15 protein-coding genes are annotated in these 16,305 nt (G+C 68.2%); 11 read left to right on the top strand and 4 right to left on the bottom strand.

Going from position 1 to position 16,305, the window contains the following annotated elements:
- Positions 1 to 250: 250 nt before the first annotated feature.
- Positions 251 to 1,138 (bottom strand): HAD-IB family hydrolase, encoded by an 888-nt coding sequence (locus OG976_RS11180; protein WP_442930527.1) that lies wholly within the window; start codon positions 1,136 to 1,138, stop codon positions 251 to 253.
- A 447-nt stretch (positions 1,139 to 1,585) separates the two neighbouring features.
- On the opposite strand from OG976_RS11180, the gene OG976_RS11175 reads away from it, so the two are divergent.
- From OG976_RS11175 to OG976_RS11140, 8 genes are all read left to right on the top strand, one after another.
- Complete coding sequence (locus tag OG976_RS11175; RefSeq protein ID WP_328361900.1) at positions 1,586 to 2,314, top strand: helix-turn-helix domain-containing protein; 729 nt, start codon at positions 1,586 to 1,588, stop codon at positions 2,312 to 2,314.
- A gap of 79 nt (positions 2,315 to 2,393) precedes the next feature.
- Complete coding sequence (gene ssd, locus OG976_RS11170; RefSeq protein WP_442930526.1) at positions 2,394 to 3,440, top strand: septum site-determining protein Ssd; 1,047 nt, start codon at positions 2,394 to 2,396, stop codon at positions 3,438 to 3,440.
- Positions 3,437 to 4,603, top strand: a complete 1,167-nt coding sequence (locus OG976_RS11165) for a TadA family conjugal transfer-associated ATPase (RefSeq protein ID WP_328361897.1) — start codon at positions 3,437 to 3,439, stop codon at positions 4,601 to 4,603. Before ssd ends, OG976_RS11165 begins: the two co-directional genes overlap by 4 nt.
- Positions 4,604 to 4,617: 14 nt before the next feature.
- On the top strand, positions 4,618 to 5,373 hold the full coding sequence (locus tag OG976_RS11160) for a type II secretion system F family protein (protein WP_328363422.1): 756 nt from the start codon (positions 4,618 to 4,620) through the stop codon (positions 5,371 to 5,373).
- Positions 5,370 to 5,948, top strand: coding sequence for a type II secretion system F family protein (locus OG976_RS11155; RefSeq protein ID WP_328361894.1), 579 nt, complete (start codon positions 5,370 to 5,372; stop codon positions 5,946 to 5,948). Before OG976_RS11160 ends, OG976_RS11155 begins: the two co-directional genes overlap by 4 nt.
- Positions 5,949 to 6,008: 60 nt before the next feature.
- Positions 6,009 to 6,167 carry a DUF4244 domain-containing protein gene (locus OG976_RS11150; RefSeq protein WP_328363419.1) on the top strand — a complete coding sequence of 53 codons (159 nt, stop codon included), beginning with the start codon at positions 6,009 to 6,011 and terminating at the stop codon, positions 6,165 to 6,167.
- 32 nt (positions 6,168 to 6,199) lie between these two features.
- The gene (locus OG976_RS11145) at positions 6,200 to 6,490 is read left to right on the top strand and encodes a TadE family type IV pilus minor pilin (RefSeq protein WP_328363416.1); all 291 of its coding nucleotides are present in this window, start codon (positions 6,200 to 6,202) and stop codon (positions 6,488 to 6,490) included.
- A 31-nt stretch (positions 6,491 to 6,521) separates the two neighbouring features.
- A complete protein-coding gene (locus tag OG976_RS11140; RefSeq protein ID WP_442930525.1) occupies positions 6,522 to 6,800 on the top strand; it encodes an Rv3654c family TadE-like protein in 279 nt (92 codons plus the stop codon).
- On the opposite strand, the gene OG976_RS11135 is transcribed toward OG976_RS11140, so the two are convergent.
- Positions 6,793 to 7,818, bottom strand: a complete 1,026-nt coding sequence (locus tag OG976_RS11135; protein WP_328361888.1) for a PAS domain-containing protein — start codon at positions 7,816 to 7,818, stop codon at positions 6,793 to 6,795. The two genes, OG976_RS11140 and OG976_RS11135, sit on opposite strands and share 8 nt — an antisense overlap.
- A gap of 303 nt (positions 7,819 to 8,121) precedes the next feature.
- Positions 8,122 to 10,461: a DEAD/DEAH box helicase gene (locus OG976_RS11130; protein WP_328361885.1), complete on the bottom strand. Its 2,340-nt coding sequence runs from the start codon at positions 10,459 to 10,461 to the stop codon at positions 8,122 to 8,124.
- 297 nt (positions 10,462 to 10,758) lie between these two features.
- On the opposite strand from OG976_RS11130, the gene OG976_RS11125 reads away from it, so the two are divergent.
- From OG976_RS11125 to topA, 3 genes are all read left to right on the top strand, one after another.
- A complete protein-coding gene (locus tag OG976_RS11125) occupies positions 10,759 to 10,962 on the top strand; it encodes a cold-shock protein (RefSeq protein WP_003925183.1) in 204 nt (67 codons plus the stop codon).
- Positions 10,963 to 11,089: 127 nt separating this feature from the next.
- Positions 11,090 to 11,668 (top strand): hypothetical protein, encoded by a 579-nt coding sequence (locus tag OG976_RS11120; RefSeq protein WP_328361866.1) that lies wholly within the window; start codon positions 11,090 to 11,092, stop codon positions 11,666 to 11,668.
- Positions 11,669 to 11,781: 113 nt separating this feature from the next.
- The gene (gene topA / locus OG976_RS11115) at positions 11,782 to 14,592 is read left to right on the top strand and encodes a type I DNA topoisomerase (RefSeq protein WP_328361863.1); all 2,811 of its coding nucleotides are present in this window, start codon (positions 11,782 to 11,784) and stop codon (positions 14,590 to 14,592) included.
- A 79-nt stretch (positions 14,593 to 14,671) separates the two neighbouring features.
- Here topA and OG976_RS11110 read toward each other — a convergent pair whose 3' ends face one another.
- Complete coding sequence (locus OG976_RS11110; protein WP_328363413.1) at positions 14,672 to 16,291, bottom strand: adenylate/guanylate cyclase domain-containing protein; 1,620 nt, start codon at positions 16,289 to 16,291, stop codon at positions 14,672 to 14,674.
- Positions 16,292 to 16,305: the final 14 nt, after the last annotated feature.

The raw sequence follows: 16,305 nt of genomic DNA, 5'->3' as shown, positions 1-16,305 counted from the left end.
CTGCGCTACGTAAGCGATCCCACCCAAAGGATCGTCGTGTTCGTCCGCTTTTCGCAATTACGCAGGCCCGCAACACTTCTGCCCTATCGCGGCATGCTCCGCGTGGGTGCCGGGTACCGTGCTGGGCCGCTTGGTTCGGGAGATAGTGCCTTCTCTTCCGGCGCTACCTTGGCCTCTCCATGCGACCGTGCTTCCTTTGTACTCCGTGACGACCGTCACATCAAGCACTTCGCAGGCAACGGTTTGGACGCTAGAACGTCAAGCGCCGTAACACCGAGTACGTGAGGGCGCCGGCGGCCAGCGCGCTGATCCCCAGAGCCGCCGACGTGGCGACGGCCGCACCCGACGGCGCCGAGATCCGGTCCCGCAAGGGCACCGGCCGGGAGAACGTGAGCACCGGCCAGTCCCGGGCCGCGGCCTCCTTGCGCAGCGCGCGATCGGGGTTCACCGCATGCGGGTGGCCCACCTCGTCGAGCATGGGCAGGTCGGTGGACGAGTCGGAGTACGCGTAGCAGTGCTCCAGGGGGTAGCCCTCCAGGGCGGCCAGTTCGCGGATCGCAGCGGCCTTGGCGTCGCCGTAGCAGTAGAACGCGACCTCGCCGGTGTACTTGCCGTCCTGCACCACCATCCGGGTGGCCATCGCGTGGGTGGCCCCAAGGGCGCGGGCGATCGGGGCGACGATCTCCTCACCGGAGGCTGACACGATCACGACGTCGCGCCCGCAGTGCCGATGGTCGGCGATCAGCTCGGCTGCCTCGGCGAAAACCAGCGGGTCGACGATGTCGTGCAGCGTCTCGTTGACGATCGCCTTCACCTGCTCGACGTCCCAGCCGGCGCACATGCTGGTCACATAGGAGCGCATCCGGTCCATCTGGTCGTGGTCGGCACCCGACATCAGGAACAGAAACTGGGCGTAGCTGGATGTGAGGACGGCACGCCGGTTGAGCAGTCCTTGATTGAAGAAGGGTTTGCTGAAAGCGAGCGTGCTTGACTTGGCAATCACGGTCTTGTCGAGATCGAAGAACGCCGCGGTGCGGGGTGCGATGCCCGGCCTGGTGCTGCGCTGTGCGGGTGTTAGCTGGGTGGCGGCCCGCGGAGCGTCGGTCACAGGCCCAGGATAGGTGCGCCGTTGGGCAATATCAGGGTGGGGCGGAAAATGGCAGTTCACGCCACCTGTCGCGAACTGCATTTTCACAGCAAAATCATTGGTTTTTTCGCCCCCCGAAGACTTGCGCGACTCCACATCGTCGTGTGTATAGTGAGCATTACTCGGCTTATGCCGGGTGTGCATCAGCCCGACCCCCCGGGGCTGATACACGACGACCTCCGCCTCCTCCCCCCCTGGCGGGGGTCGTCCCTTTTGTGGGGTAGTTTCCGAAGCCTTCTGGCTAACTCGCGAAACGTTGCCACGGTCTCGCGCCGGCCTCTTCTCACCACATTCAGGTACTCGGCGTCGTGCTCGTCTTCTAGGCAGAACTCCCACGGGTCGGCTATCTCTGGCCTGCCAGCTTCCCGGGTGTCAGTGGGCGTGTCTAGTGTTGGCGTCGGTCCAATTTGGACGTATTGCTTGTTTTTGGGGTGTGGGATGGACGCGAAGAGTCTCGGGGAATTCGTCAGAGCGGCGCGACTGCGCGCCAGGTTGTCCGGCGCGGAGCTCGCCGATGCGATCAGTCACAGCCTGACCTGGTTGTACCGGCTCGAGAACGGTCAGCGAGCCACCCCTACCGCCGCTGCGCTGGAGGCCATTTCGACCGCATGCGATTTGTCGCCGTGGGAGATGCGGTACCTGTTCATGCTCGCGGAACTGCAGCCGCCGCCGGCGGCCGGCTTCGGCAGCCAGCCGTTGGGCGAGTACGTCGAGCGGCTGTCGGAGCCCGCTTCATGGATCTCGCCCGAAGGCAGCTGCTACTGGAATGCAGAGTGGCGCCGCCTCTTCAAGGAGTCCGAACGTCACCAGGACATCGCGAACTGGCACTTCAACAACCCCGTGGCCCGGCAGATCATCCACAACTGGGAAGAAGTCGCCGACTGGTGGGTGTCGGCGGGGCGTTTGCGCATGGCGCAGGATAGCCACGATCCGATGTTGGCCTACACGCTGCGGCGCAATCTCGAGAATCCGGACTTCCGACAGCGCTGGGAGCAGCAAGTCATTCCGTTCGATCCGTCCGCCCGCATCTGGGTTGTGCGTGATCTCGACCGCGACCTGCTGCGGCGCATCCACATCCAGATCTGGCGGCACCCGCACATCCCGGGCGCGCTGGTGATCGGCTTCCCGTTGGACGGGCCTGCCCCGTCATCCCCACTCCCGGATTGATCCACAGTTCGGTCTTGCGCTGCTGTCACAGTGATCGCTGGGCCGACATGGTGGTCTGGTGACGTCCAACTCCGATGTGGTGCTGACCCTGCTCGATGACATCGAGATGCGCGAGCTCTGCGCCCGGGCCGCAGCCGCGGCGGGCTTGCGGGCCGTGCAGCCGTCGGCCTCGGTCACCCGCAAGACCTGGCTGGCCGCGAGGGCTGTCGTACTCGACGAAGACGCCGCGCGCCGCTGCGAGCGGGCGGGGCTGCCGCGTCGCGCCGCGATCATCCTGGTCGCCGCCGGCGACCCGCTGCCCTCCACCTGGACGGCGGCCATGGGCGTGGGGGCACAGCACCTGTGTGCACTTCCCGCCCAGGAGGACCAGCTGGTGCGCCACCTCTCCGAAGCTGCGGAGGCCGAGCAGGAGAACCCTGCGGGCGGCCGGTTGATCGCGGTGACCGGCGGCCGGGGCGGGGCCGGTGCTTCGATCTTCGCTGCCACCCTTGCCCTCGTCGCCGCCGAGGCGCTGCTGGTAGACCTCGATCCATGGAGCGGCGGTATCGATCTGCTGCTGGGGGCTGAGTCCGCCACCGGACTGCGCTGGCCCGATCTGAGCCTGCAGAGCGGTCGGTTGAGTTGGGCGGCGGTGCGCGACGCGCTGCCCACCCAGCGGGGTGTCACCCTGCTGTCCGGGAACCGGTCGGGCCACGACATGGATGCCGGACCGGTCGAAGCGGTACTCGACGCCGGCCGGCGCGGCGGAGTCACCGTGGTCTGCGACGTTCCGCGCCGGACGACCCCGGCGGCCACCTCGGCCATGGAATGCGCCGACCTCGTGCTAGCGGTCACCACCTGCGATGTGCGCGGTGTTGCCGCGATGTCGGCGCGGGCGGCGATACTGCGCGCGGCCAATCCGAATGTCGGCCTGGTGGTCCGGGGTCCGTCCCCGGGTGGCTTGCGGGCCGCCGAGGTCGCCGAGGTCACCCGGCTACCGCTGCTGGCAGCGATGCGTCCCGAGCCGATGCTGGCCGAGCGTCTCGAGAACGGTGGGCTCCGGCTGGGCCGGCGTTCACCGCTTGCCGCCGCCGCTCGCCACGTGCTCGAGGCATTGCGCCGCGGTCCGGGAGTGCGGGCGGCATGAGCGCCTCGCTGATCGAGCGGGTCCGCGAGCGGTTGGCCGCCGAGTCGGCCACCCTGCGCCCGGCGACGGTCGCCGCCGCGATCCGAGCCGAATCCGGCGGTGTGCTCGGCGACACCGAAGTGCTGACCAATCTGCGTGTGCTGCAGACCGAACTGACCGGTGCCGGTGTCCTGGAGCCGTTGCTGCGGGCGCCCGGCACCACCGACGTCCTGGTCACCGCGCCCGACGAGGTGTGGGTCGACGACGGAGCCGGATTGCGCCGCAGCGCCGTGCGTTTCGCCGACGAGCCTGCTGTCCGCCGGCTGGCCCAGCGTCTTGCGGTGGCCGCCGGCCGTCGTCTCGACGACGCCCAACCCTGGGTGGACGGTCAACTGACAGGGCTGGGCACCGGCCAGTACACGGTGCGTTTGCATGCCGTGCTGCCGCCGGTGGCGGTGGCCGGCACGTGCGTGTCGCTGCGCGTGCTCCGCCCGGCTACCCAAGACCTGGCGGCACTGACTGCATCCGGCGCGATCGACGAGCAGGCCGGCCGGCTGCTCGCCGGCATCATCAGTGCGCGGCTGGCGTTCCTGGTGTCGGGCGGCACCGGCGCCGGAAAGACAACCCTGTTGGCTGCTGCGCTGGGTGCGGTCAGCGGCAACGAACGGATCGTGTGCGTCGAGGACGCACCCGAACTGGCCCCGCGCCACCCTCATCTGGTGCGCCTGGTGGCCCGCGGCGCCAACGTCGAGGGCATCGGCGAAATCACTCTGCGACAACTCGTGCGCCAGGCCTTGCGAATGCGGCCGGATCGCATCGTCGTCGGCGAGGTGCGCGGGGCCGAGGTAGTCGACCTGCTCGCCGCCCTCAACACCGGCCACGACGGCGGGGCAGGAACAGTTCATGCCAACAGTCCCGCCGAGGTGCCTGCCCGGCTCGAGGCACTGGCCGCCCTCGGCGGCCTCGACCGTGCCGCGCTGCACAGCCAGCTCGCCGCAGCCGTTCAGGTGGTGATGCATGTCAGCCGAGGCCGTGACGGCACACGCAGGCTCAGCGAGATCGCGGTATTGCAGCGCGCCGAGGACGGCCGGGTCCACGTGCGGTCGGCATGGCACATAGACCGCGGATTCGGTTGCGGAGCAGACGAATTACACCAGGCTATCGCCGATCGAGGGTTGCGGTGAGCGCCGCCGCGGCCATGCTCTTGGCGGCGGCACTGGTGACTGCACCCGCACCGGCGCGCAGTCGGATCGGCCTGTCGAGTGCGCGCGTGGCCGTGAAACTCCCGTTGCTCGCCGCCCTCGTCGGCGTCGCGGTGCTCCTGCTGCCGCCCGCGGTGGTGCTGGCCACCGCCATCCTGGCGGCAACGGTGGTCGCACGTCGGCGGCGGCTGCTCCGGGCACGGCAACGCCACCATGACGGGCAGGCGCTGGCCGCGGCCCTGGAGGTCCTCGTCGGCGAACTGCGTGTCGGCGCGCATCCGGTGCGCGCCCTCGCCGTCGCGGCGTCCGAGTGCGACGGTGCGATCGGTGGATCGCTGCGCGCGGTCGCGGCCCGGGCGGGCCTGGGCGCTGACGTCGCCGGCGGGATGCGCGCGGTGGCGGCGCAGTCAACGGTCGCCGAGCAGTGGGGCCGGCTCGCGGTGTGCTGGCAGCTCGCTGCCGAGCACGGGCTGGCGATGTCAGCGCTGATGCGGGCGGCCCAACGCGACATCGTCGAGCGGCAGCGGTTCACCGCGCGCGTCGAGGCGGGATTGGCCGGAGCCCGCGCCACCGCAGTCATCCTTGCCGGGCTACCGGTCCTCGGCATGCTGCTGGGTCAGCTGATCGGGGCGCAGCCCATCGCCTTCCTGGCCGGCGGTGGGGTCGGCGGCCTGCTCCTGGTAGCCGGCGTCGTGCTGATCTGCCTCGGTCTGTTGTGGGCAGATCGCATCACCGAACGGACGCTGACATGATCACCGCGGCAATGCTTCTGGCAGCGGCACTGCTGACCGGAGCGGGCCCGCTGCTGGTCCGGCACCGCGCAGGATTGCCCGTCGAACGCCGCAGGCGCCTCCGGCGTCGCGACCGGGGCCGTGATCCGCTCGCTGCCGCCTCGGCGCTGGACGTACTGGCGGTGTGCCTCGCGGCGGGCATGTCGGTTCCTGCCGCTGCCGTGGCCACCGCACCGTCGGCGCCTCCTCAACTCGCCGCGGTCCTGCGCCGTGCCGCCGACCTTCTCGCACTCGGCGCGGGGGCCGATGTGGCGTGGTCGATCCCGAAGGGTGCGTCTGACGGTGTGGGTGACTCGTTGGCGCGACTTGCCCGGCGGTCGGCGGCCTCCGGCAGTGCACTGGCCCAGGGGGTCGCAGAACTGGCTGAGCAGTCCCGCCAGGACGCCACCCATGCCGCTGCGGCCGCTGCCGAACGGGCTTCGGTGCTGATCGCCGGCCCGCTGGGTCTGTGCTTCCTGCCCGCATTCATCTGCCTGGGCATCGTGCCTGTGGTGGCCGGCCTGGCCGGTGACGTGTTCTCGACGGGAATACTGTGAGTGAAAGGAAAACAATTGGCTACCAGACTGTTTCGAGAGATCCGGCTACGGTTGGCGGTGATGGCGGTCGACGAGGCAGGCATGTCCACCGTCGAATACGCAATCGGGACCATCGCAGCGGCGGCATTCGGCGCCATCCTCTACAGCGTGGTCACCGGCGACTCGATCGTCGGCGCGCTGACCAACATCATCAACCGGGCACTGAACACGAACGTGTAGCCGATGCCGGGTTCAGCACCGTCGAAGCCGCGCTGGCCATCTCGGCTCTGGTGGTGGTGCTCGCGGTCTGCGTCGGTGGCCTCACGGCGGTCTCCGCACAGGTCCGCTGTGTCGACGCCGCCAGGGAGGCGGCCAGGTTGGCCGCGCGCGGGGACACGGCGGGCGCTGATGCGGTGGCCCGTGGCGTCGCGCCCCCGGGTGCGGCGGTGGAGTTCCGCAGGAGTGGCGACTTCGTCGAGGTCAGGGTCAGCACCCGATCGCGCCTTCTGCCGGGCATCGTCATCTCGGCCGGTGCTCTGGCGGCGGCCGAACCCGATCACTGACGAAGCCGGGTCTGCAACGGTTTTGGGCGCATTGCTGATCGCCGTGCTGGTGGTGATCGCGCTCGCGGGGGTGCAACTGGGCGGCGCCGTGGTGGCCAGGCACCGGGCCCAGGCGGCGGCCGACCTCGCCGCCCTGGCAGCGGCGGCCGCACTACCGGAGGGACCTGCCGCCGCATGCAGACAGGCGCTCGCCGTGACCGGTGCGATGGGTGCGGTGCTGCAGGGCTGCGGCGTCGACCATCTCGACGTGGTCCTCACGGTGGGCCTCGGGCGGGCGCGGGCCGTGGCGCGGGCAGGGCCGGTTATGTAGTGACGTCGTCCGCGGTCAGCAGCTTGGCCTCGCTCAGTTCGGCATCGGTGGGCAACCGCAGCGTGATGAGGCCGGCAAATATGCCGTTGTCCAACTCGACGCGGTTGACGCTGACGTGCATCGGCACCCAACCCTCTTCCACACCTGGAAGCCGCAAAACCCTACTGGTCGAACCGGTTTCGAATTCCTTGGCCATCGGTTCCAGCTGCCCTTTATCGGCAGGGTGGAACTGGACACCCTGGCGCCAGTCGTAGTGCGGGCACGGGTCATCGAGCCACTTCAGTAGATTCCAGCTGCCGAGGTCGACGATCGCCCGGTACACCCCCGGCTGCGAGAGACCCTTGAGGATCCGCTGGGCCAGCAGATCGGTCGGCGCCTCCGACGGGTCGAGTTCCCCGACGAGGTTCATGGCCCTGGCGATAAGGTGCTCGGCGCCGTCTTCAGTGGGTTCCATGGCAGTGCGAGCGACGAATCCGACCCGCCGGCGGCCGCCCTGTTTGTCGGTGAAATCCCAGCTGGTGCAATACGTACGGCCGGGGCCGGGGTCGACCGCCAGCGCCAGCACACGGGCTTCGTCCCGGTTGAGATCTCGGCTGGGCAGATCCTCGACGAACGCCCGCCCGTGGGTGCGTTCCTCGGACGGGTCCATTCCGGCGTTGGTCAGCGACTCGACGGTGTCAGTCGCCTCCCCGGTGGTCATGTCCCACTTCAGCGGTCCGGGAATCGGCCGTTCCGGGGGCTCGGCATCAGCCGGTCCGATCCACACGTGCACGCCGTGCACCTTGCCGTCGGACATCTGGACAGCCTCGGTGCGGATGACCCGGTCGCTCTTCGGGGTGATGCTCGCAAGGCTCGTGCCGGTGGAGACCGTCTCGGTGATGGCGGTCTGGATCGCGGCGAGGTGCGGGTTCCGTCGCAGAAACGCGGTGATCGGCACGAGGTTCTTCATCTGGCGGCCCTGCGCGACGACGACGGGCTCGGAGCCGAGTGTCTCCACCAGCAGCCAGTCGTGGTTCATGGCTGGGAGTTTAACGGTGCACCCGGGGCGCGGCTCACAGGAAACTGCAGGTGAGCGCGACACGCCAGGGTGGCGAGGCGTGGTCTACCTGCTGAATTCCTTGCGCCGACCGGGCTATTTGGGTACTTTTCGGCTACGTCCGATTCCGTCGGACCTGAGAGCGGATCGAGTTGTCCGACCGTCTTTCATAGGCGATTCGTATCGCCCTGGGCCTCCAGCAAAGCGGGGCGCGGACCACCTTGTGGCGTGATGTGGCCGATTCTCGGTGGTCGACCGTTTGAGGGGTCGGTCGGCGACCGACCATCACATGTGGCCGGCGGCAAGCTCGGCCAGCACGAGTCTGAGCACCCTCACCGCGCCCGCTTTGTCCAGCGGATCGTTGCCACTTCCACACTTCGGGGACTGCACACACGACGGGCAGCCCTGCGGGCACTCGCACGATTCGATCGCCTCCACCGTGGCGCCCAGCCAGGTAGCCGCCATCCGGTAGCCCTGCTCGGCGAAACCTGCGCCACCAGGGTGACCGTCATAGACGAACACCGTGGGCAGGCCCCCCTCCCCGATGGCGGTCGACAGGCCGCCGATGTCGCCCCGATCGCAGCTGGCGACCAGCGGCAGCAGCCCGATTGCAGCGTGCTCCGCGGCATGCAGCGATCCGGGTATCCTGGTTAGCGCGATTCCACTGTCCAGCAATGCTTCTGGTCGGATCGTGTACATCACCGCGGTGGTGGGCAGCGACTGCTCGGGCATATCGAGTTCGACGAAGTCGATGACCTCACCGGAGAAGCGGCGGCGCAGGTAACCGATCACCCGGTGGGTCACCGACACCGGCACCAGGCCCAGTTCCACCGCATCCAAGCGCACCCGCTCGCCTGTTCCGGTCACAGTGATGTCGGTGATCTCGCGGGCATAGGTCGAATACCCCGGATCCTCGGCATGGACGAATGCAACGCCGTCCTCGAGGCGGAGGGAGTCCACGACATAACTCTCACCCTGATGCAAATACACCGCGCCGGGGTGAACGGTGGCCGGTGCCTGCCCGGCCCCGGTGCTGCCGAGCATGCGGCCGGTGTCCTCCTCGACGATGGCCACCTGCCCGCCCGCCGACCCGCGGATGTCGACGGCCGGATGCGGGTCCAGCCCGGCTGCCGGGAAGTACCGGCCGGAGCGGCGCCGCAACAGCCCGTCGTCGACCAGTTCCGCTGCCACCGGCTCGGCCTCCCACCGCCGCACCTCGGCCTCGTCTAACGGCATTTCGGTTGCCGCACAGAGTAATTGAGGGCCAAGAACATACGGGTTGGTGGGGTCGATGACCACCCGCTCGACGGGCTTGTCCAGCAGGGCGGCGGGATGGTGCACCAGGTAGGTGTCCAGCGGGTCGTCGCGCGCGATCAGCACCACCAGCGCACCTTGGCCGCGACGCCCGGATCGTCCGGCCTGTTGCCAGAACGACGCGACCGTGCCGGGAAAGCCGGCCAGCAGGACCGCGTCCAGGCCGGCGATGTCGATGCCCAACTCCAAGGCGTTCGTCGTTGCCAGACCGCGTAATTCACCGTCGGCCAGGGCCTGCTCGAGTGCCCGCCGGTCCTCGGCCAGGTAACCAGCCCGGTAGGACGCCACCGTGTCGACCAGTTGCGGCGCGATGTCCTCCAGGCGTGCCCGTGCCCCCAGTGCCGTCAGTTCCGCCCCGCGACGTGATCGCACGAACGTCAGCGTCCGGGCTCCCTCGGCGACCAGGTCGGCCATCATCCGCGCCGCCTCGGCTCCCGCGGAACGTCGCACCGGCGCGCCGTTCTCGCCGAGCAGATCCGCACGCAACTCCGGCTCCCACAGCGCCACGGTGCGCGCGCCGTGCGGTGAACCGTCCTCGGTGACCGCCTCGACGGTCTGCCCGATCAACTGGGATGCCGTCTCCCCGGGGGCTGCCGTGGTGGCACTGGCGAAGATCACGGTGGGGCTTGTCCAGACCCCCGGTCCCGACGCCGGTGCGTAACGCTCGCACAGGCGAAGCAGCCGGCGCAGGACCATCGCCACGTTCGAACCGAAAATTCCACGGTAGTAATGGCATTCGTCGACCACGATGTAGCGCAGGCCGCGCAGGAATACCGCCCACCGGGCGTGGTTGCGCAGCAGGGACAGATGAATCATGTCCGGGTTGGAGAACAGCCACCTCGAGCGTTCGCGGGCGAATCTGCGGACCTCGGTCGGGGTGTCGCCGTCATAGGAGGTGGGTGCTACATCAGCCAGTGCCGGCACCGCGGTGGTCAGCGAGTGGGCGGCCCGCAACTGGTCGTGGCCAAGCGCTTTCGTCGGCGATAAATACAGTGCCCGGGCTCGCGGATCGCGGGATAGAGCATCCATGATCGGCAGCTGGAACGCCATCGATTTGCCGGAGGCAGTGCCGGTGCTGACGACGACGTGACGACCGGCATGGGCCAGGTCGGCGGCACGAACCTGATGAGACCACGGGGTGGTGATGCCGTGATCATGGAACGCGCGGAGCACATCTGGCTCTACCCAGGCCGGCCATGCGGCGGTGACGGCGCCGCGGGCGGCGATGTCCGCGACGTGCCGTAGTGCCTCCGGCGAGGATTCGGCGCCCGCGACGGCCGCGGCCAGGAGCTCGCTCCCGAAGCTCGTCATCTCCCGACCCCCTTTCCGGTTTCGCGACTCCGCGACGTAACGCTTGTATCGAATTGTTCATCAGTTGGTAGCACCGAGACTGTCGCAAGTGCGCTGAACGTGATTGGATAAGGGCGGTCGCAGCTTCTGTGTTCGTGTCTTCACATCGCAGGATCGACGTTGCGATCGCGGTTCCTGCGAGGGTCTGTAGGTCGGGTGAGTTCCGACAACTCCACGAAGGATGGCGGTCGGAACGGGCCCGGTCTGCCGAAAACTCGGCCGGCCGCACCCGGTAGCAAGTAAAGGAAAGTACGAAAGATGCCACAGGGAACTGTGAAGTGGTTCAACGCGGAAAAGGGCTTCGGGTTCATTGCACCCGAGGACGGTTCGGCGGATGTGTTCGTCCACTACACGGAAATTCAGGGGTCGGGCTTCCGCACCCTTGAGGAGAACCAGAGGGTCGAGTTCGAGGTCGGTCAGAGCCCCAAGGGACCGCAGGCCACAGGCGTGCGCTCTATCTGATCAACAGCGACATACAGGAATCACCCCCGTGCGTCCCGGTGACGGGCACCGCCGGGGGTGCTTCGTTTTCTGGCCCCATACGGCTCGGCTGCATCGCGCTTTCCGCCAACTGCCCTAGTGTCGAGTCGTGAGCCAGCTGTCGTTCTTCTCGGCTGAGTCGGTGCCGCCTGCGGTCGCCGACCTCACCGGGGTGCTCGCAGCAGGCGGTCAGGTGGTGATGGTCGGGGGCGGCGCCCGGCTATCGGTGGTGGTCGAGGATCTGTGGCGGGCGACGGCCCTCGCCGAGATGATGACCGAGGCGAGGCTGGAGCCCGAGATCACCCGCACCGAGGAGGAGACCCCTCTGGTGCGTACCGCAGTCGACGTTCGGTTGGTGAATATCGCCTCCGACTGGACGCGTGGGGCGGTCAAGACGGTGCCGCCGCAGTGGTTGCCCGGGCCGCGGGAACTGAGGGCCTGGACGCTGGCTGCGGGCATACCCGAGGCCGACCGCTATCTTCTTGGTCTAGACCCGCACGCACCGGATACCCATTCGCCGCTCGCGTCGGCGTTGATGAGGGTGGGAATCGCACCGACATTGATCGGGACCAGAGGGTCTCGGCCGGCGTTGCGAATCAGTGGCCGCAGGCGGTTATCACGCCTGGTAGAGAACGTGGGGGAACCGCCGGATGACACCGAAGCGTTGTCAGCGTGGCCAAGGATCTGACACATTCCGTGTGGGGGGCCGGTTTGCGTCGGCCCGTCCGGAGTGCGAAATTGTCAGTTGCCCGCATGGCCGGGGGTACCTGTGGGCAAGACAGAAGTGGAGCGTAAGCGCAGTTGGCTGACGACGAAACCCGCGACAGCGGCGGCGGCAATGGTCGCGTCCGACGGCTCGTCATCGTCGAGTCGCCGACAAAAGCGCGCAAAATCGCGGGCTACCTGGGCTCCAATTACATTGTCGAGTCGTCCCGCGGGCACATCCGTGACCTGCCGCGCAACGCTGCTGACGTGCCCGCCAAGTACAAATCCGAGCCGTGGGCCCGGCTCGGGGTCAATGTCGAGGAGAACTTCGAGCCGCTCTACATCATCAGCCCGGAGAAGAAGAGCACCGTCAGCGAGCTCAAGGACCTGCTGAAGAACGTCGACGAGCTCTATCTGGCCACTGACGGTGACCGCGAAGGCGAGGCTATCGCCTGGCATCTGCTGGAAACCCTCAAACCACGCGTGCCGGTCAAGCGGATGGTCTTCCACGAGATCACCGAACCGGCCATTCGCGCGGCCGCCGAACATCCCCGCGACCTGGACAACGACCTGGTCGACGCGCAGGAGACCCGCCGCATCCTGGACCGGCTGTATGGCTACGAGGTCAGCCCGGTGCTGTGGAAGAAGGTCGCGCCGCGACTGTCGGCCGGCCGTGTCCAGTCGGTGGCCACGCGGATCATCGTGCAGCGGGAACGCGACCGGATGGCGTTCCGCAGCGCGTCCTACTGGGACGTGCTGGCCGAGCTCGACGCCAGCGTGTCCGACCCGAATGCCGCGCCGCCGCGCTTCACCGCCCGCCTGGTCAGTGTGGACGGCAAGCGGGTGGCCGCCGGCCGCGACTTCGACTCGCTGGGTGTGGTTCGCAAGCCCGACGAGGTTGTCGTGCTCGACGAGGCCTCGGCCGGCTCGCTGGCTACCGGGCTCCGGGGCGCCAGCCTGTCGGTGGCGTCCGTGGAGGACAAGCCCTACACCCGGCGGCCATACCCGCCTTTCATGACCTCTACGTTGCAGCAGGAGGCCGGGCGCAAGCTGCGCTTCACCTCGGAGCGCACGATGAGCGTCGCCCAGCGGTTGTACGAAAACGGCCACATCACCTACATGCGTACCGACTCGACCACGCTGTCGGAGTCGGCTATCAACGCCGCCCGTAACCAGGCGCGCCAGCTCTACGGCGACGAGTACGTGCACCCGTCGCCGCGGCAGTACACCCGCAAGGTCAAGAACGCCCAGGAGGCGCACGAGGCGATCCGCCCCGCCGGTGACACCTTCGCCACCCCGGGTGCGCTGCACCGTGAACTCGACGGCGACGAGTTCCGCCTCTACGAGCTGATCTGGCAGCGGACGGTGGCCTCGCAGATGGCCGATGCGCGGGGAACCACGCTGAGCCTGCGGATCGCCGGCACTGAGCCCGACGGCCGCGAGGTGGTGTTCAGCGCCAGCGGGCGCACCATCACCTTCCCCGGGTTCATGAAGGCGTACGTCGAGACCGTCGACGAGCTCGCCGGCGGTGAGGCCGATGACGCCGAGAGCCGCCTGCCGCAGCTGCGGCAGGGCCAGCGGGTGGACGCCACCGCGCTGACCCCCGACGGGCACAACACCAACCCGCCGGCCCGCTACACCGAGGCCTCACTGATCAAGGCGCTCGAAGAGCTCGGAATCGGCCGTCCTTCAACGTATTCCTCGATCATCAAGACGATCCAGGACCGCGGCTACGTCCACAAGAAGGGCAGCGCGCTGGTGCCGTCCTGGGTGGCGTTCGCGGTGACCGGCCTGCTCGAACAGCATTTCGGCCGGCTGGTGGACTATGACTTCACCGCGGCCATGGAAGACGAGCTCGACGAGATCGCCTCCGGCAACGAACGCCGCACCAACTGGCTGTCCAATTTCTACTTCGGCGGTGAGCACGGGGTCGCCGACTCGATCGCCCGCGCCGGCGGCCTCAAGAAACTGGTCGGGGTCAACCTTGAGGGCATCGATGCCCGAGAAGTCAACTCCATCAAGCTTTTTGACGACGACCAGGGCCGTCCGATCGTGGTGCGCGTCGGCAAGAATGGCCCGTACCTGGAGCGGATGATCACCGGCGACGACGGTGAGCCCACCCCGCAGCGGGCCAACCTGAGCGACGAGATCACCCCGGACGAGTTGACGTTGGAGCTCGCCGAAACCCTCTATGCGACACCGCAGGAGGGCCGGGTGCTCGGTGTCGACCCGGAGAGCGGGCACGAGATCGTCGCCCGCGACGGCCGCTACGGCCCCTATGTCACCGAGGTGCTGCCGCCGCCCCCCGAGGAGGACGGTGGCGTCACCGCCAAGAAGGGCAAGAAGCCGACCGGCCCCAAGCCGCGCACCGGGTCACTGTTCCGGTCGATGGACCTGCAGACCGTCACCCTCGAGGACGCTCTCAAGCTGCTGTCGCTACCCCGCCTGGTCGGAGTGGACCCCGCCACGAACGAGGAGATCACCTCGCAGAATGGGCGCTACGGCCCATATCTGAAGCGGGGCACAGATTCTCGCTCGTTGGCCACCGAGGATCAGATCTTCGACATCACCCTGGACGAGGCGTTGAAGATCTACGCCGAGCCCAAACGTCGCGGCGGGCAAGGTGCCGCTGCCCCGCCGCTGCGCGAGCTGGGCACCGATACCGCGTCGGGCAAGCCGATGGTCATCAAGGACGGCCGGTTCGGTCCCTACGTCACCGACGGTGAGACCAACGCCAGCCTGCGCAAGGGCGACGACGTTCTGAGCATCACCGACGAGCGCGCCTCTGAACTGCTCGCGGACCGCCGTGCCCGCGGGCCGGTGAAGAAGGTGGCCCGCAAGAAGGCTCCGGCGAAGAAGGCTCCGGCCAAGAAGGCGCCGGCCAAGAAGGCCGCCAAAAAAGCCTGAGCCCGCTATCGCCCAAACCGACAAATGGGCGTGAAAAATCAGGTGCGGCACACCTTTTCGTCGATCTCGGCGAGTGGAGCTAGCCCGCCACGTCGCTGGTGAGTTCCGGCCGTTGCGCCGGCACGGCCAGCTTGGCCGGTCGGGCCAGCTGAGTCGGTGCCGTGCGGCCACGCAGTTCGACGATCTCGCCGACGTTCCAGCACAGCGCCTCGGCGTCCAGGGCGCCGCTGACCGCGATCGCCGAGGCGAGCACGTGGCCGTTCTCCAGCTTGGCCAGCTCGGTGAGCCGGGCCGCCTCGTTGACCGGATCGCCGATCACGGTGTACTCGAAGCGGGCTTGGGCACCGATGTGGCCGGCGATCGCCCGCCCGGCCGATACCCCGATGCCAAATTCGGTCTGGCCGAGTACCTCGACGAGTTCGTCGTGCAATTCGCGGGAGGCGGCCAGCGCCGCTCCAGAGGCGTCCGGGTGCTCGATGGGGGCGCCGAAGATGCATAGTGCCGCGTCGCCCTGGAACTTGTTGACGAACCCGCCGTGTTTCTTGACCGTGTCGACAACGACCCGGAAGAACTCGTTGAGCAGGCCGACGACCTCGCTGGGCGGCCGGGTGGACGCCAGCTGGGTCGAGCCGACCAGGTCGACGAACAGCACCGCGACGTCGCGTTCCTGGCCGCCGAGTTCGGTGCCCCGTTCCAGGGCGCGGCGGGCCACGTCCTCGCCGACGTAACGGCCGAACAGGTCGCGCAGCCGCTGCCGCTCGGAGAGGTCCCGGACCATGTCGTTGAAGCCGGCTTGCAGCAGGCCGAGCTCGCTGGCGTCGTAGATCTGCATATGGGCGTTGTAGTTACCGCGCTGGACTTCCCCGAGCGCCCAGCGCAGCTGGCGTAGCGGGTCGGCGATCGACATCGCAGCCAGCAGATTGCCGGCCAGTCCGATGACCAGAGCGGCGATCGCCATCAACAGGATCGGGGTGAACAGCTGGTCGGCGGATGCCTGTAGCAGCGAGAACTTGGCGGCCACCACCGACAGCACGATGGCCAGCAGGGGCACACCGGTGGACAGCAGCCAGGTCAACAGCAGGCGCAGGATGACGCCCGGCCTGCGGAACTTCTCCGGCGGTCCGCCGCGCAGGGCCGCCACGGCGACCGGCCGCAGCACCCGCTCGGCCTGCAGATAACCGATGATCGAGGTGGCGGCTGCGCCGAGCAGGGTGGCGACCGCCATCACGGGGGCCGCGTGACTGGCCACCGGCCAACTGGCCGCGATGAACACGATCGCGCCCAGCACCCAGTTCGTCATGCTGATCATCGAGCGGTAGACCGGCATCCGCAGCGCGCGCAGCCGGGCCGCCTCCGTCGTCTCCGGGTCCTCGTCGGCCAGCAGGGCGTCACGCCGTTGCCAGCGGAACACCGGCACCAGCAGCTTGAGGCTCACGAAGGCGCCAACCCCGAACGAGATGAACAGATAGCTCAGGAAGATCGCCAGGTTCACCGTCGGAAGGTCCTGGAGCATGATGCGATCCGCAGGCGGCAACCCGAACCGGAGGAACCCCAGCACGAGCAGCGCGCCGATGATGTCGGCCTGCAGCATGCCCAGCGAGAACACCGGCCACGGCGTGCGGGCGACCCAGCGGATGAATCCGCTGATTCGCCCGGTGCTGGTCGGCGCGGTGCTCACGCACCCACCGTATCGGTCCAGAGCGACGGATCTGC

Source organism: Mycobacterium sp. NBC_00419, from assembly GCF_036023875.1.
Classification (GTDB): Bacteria; Actinomycetota; Actinomycetes; order Mycobacteriales; family Mycobacteriaceae; genus Mycobacterium.
This window is presented reverse-complemented; position numbering and strand designations above follow the sequence as displayed.

Bases quoted from the DNA above. Each gene is read 5' to 3' on its own strand.
- OG976_RS11175 (WP_328361900.1), top strand. From the start codon at position 1,586: ATGGACGCGAAGAGTCTCGGGGAATTCGTCAGAGCGGCGCGACTGCGC.
- OG976_RS11165 (WP_328361897.1), top strand. From the start codon at position 3,437: ATGAGCGCCTCGCTGATCGAGCGGGTCCGCGAGCGGTTGGCCGCCGAG.
- OG976_RS11160 (WP_328363422.1), top strand. From the start codon at position 4,618: ATGCTCTTGGCGGCGGCACTGGTGACTGCACCCGCACCGGCGCGCAGT.
- OG976_RS11155 (WP_328361894.1), top strand. From the start codon at position 5,370: ATGATCACCGCGGCAATGCTTCTGGCAGCGGCACTGCTGACCGGAGCG.
- OG976_RS11150 (WP_328363419.1), top strand. From the start codon at position 6,009: ATGGCGGTCGACGAGGCAGGCATGTCCACCGTCGAATACGCAATCGGG.
- OG976_RS11135 (WP_328361888.1), bottom strand. From the start codon at position 7,818: ATGAACCACGACTGGCTGCTGGTGGAGACACTCGGCTCCGAGCCCGTC.
- OG976_RS11130 (WP_328361885.1), bottom strand. From the start codon at position 10,461: ATGACGAGCTTCGGGAGCGAGCTCCTGGCCGCGGCCGTCGCGGGCGCC.
- OG976_RS11125 (WP_003925183.1), top strand. From the start codon at position 10,759: ATGCCACAGGGAACTGTGAAGTGGTTCAACGCGGAAAAGGGCTTCGGG.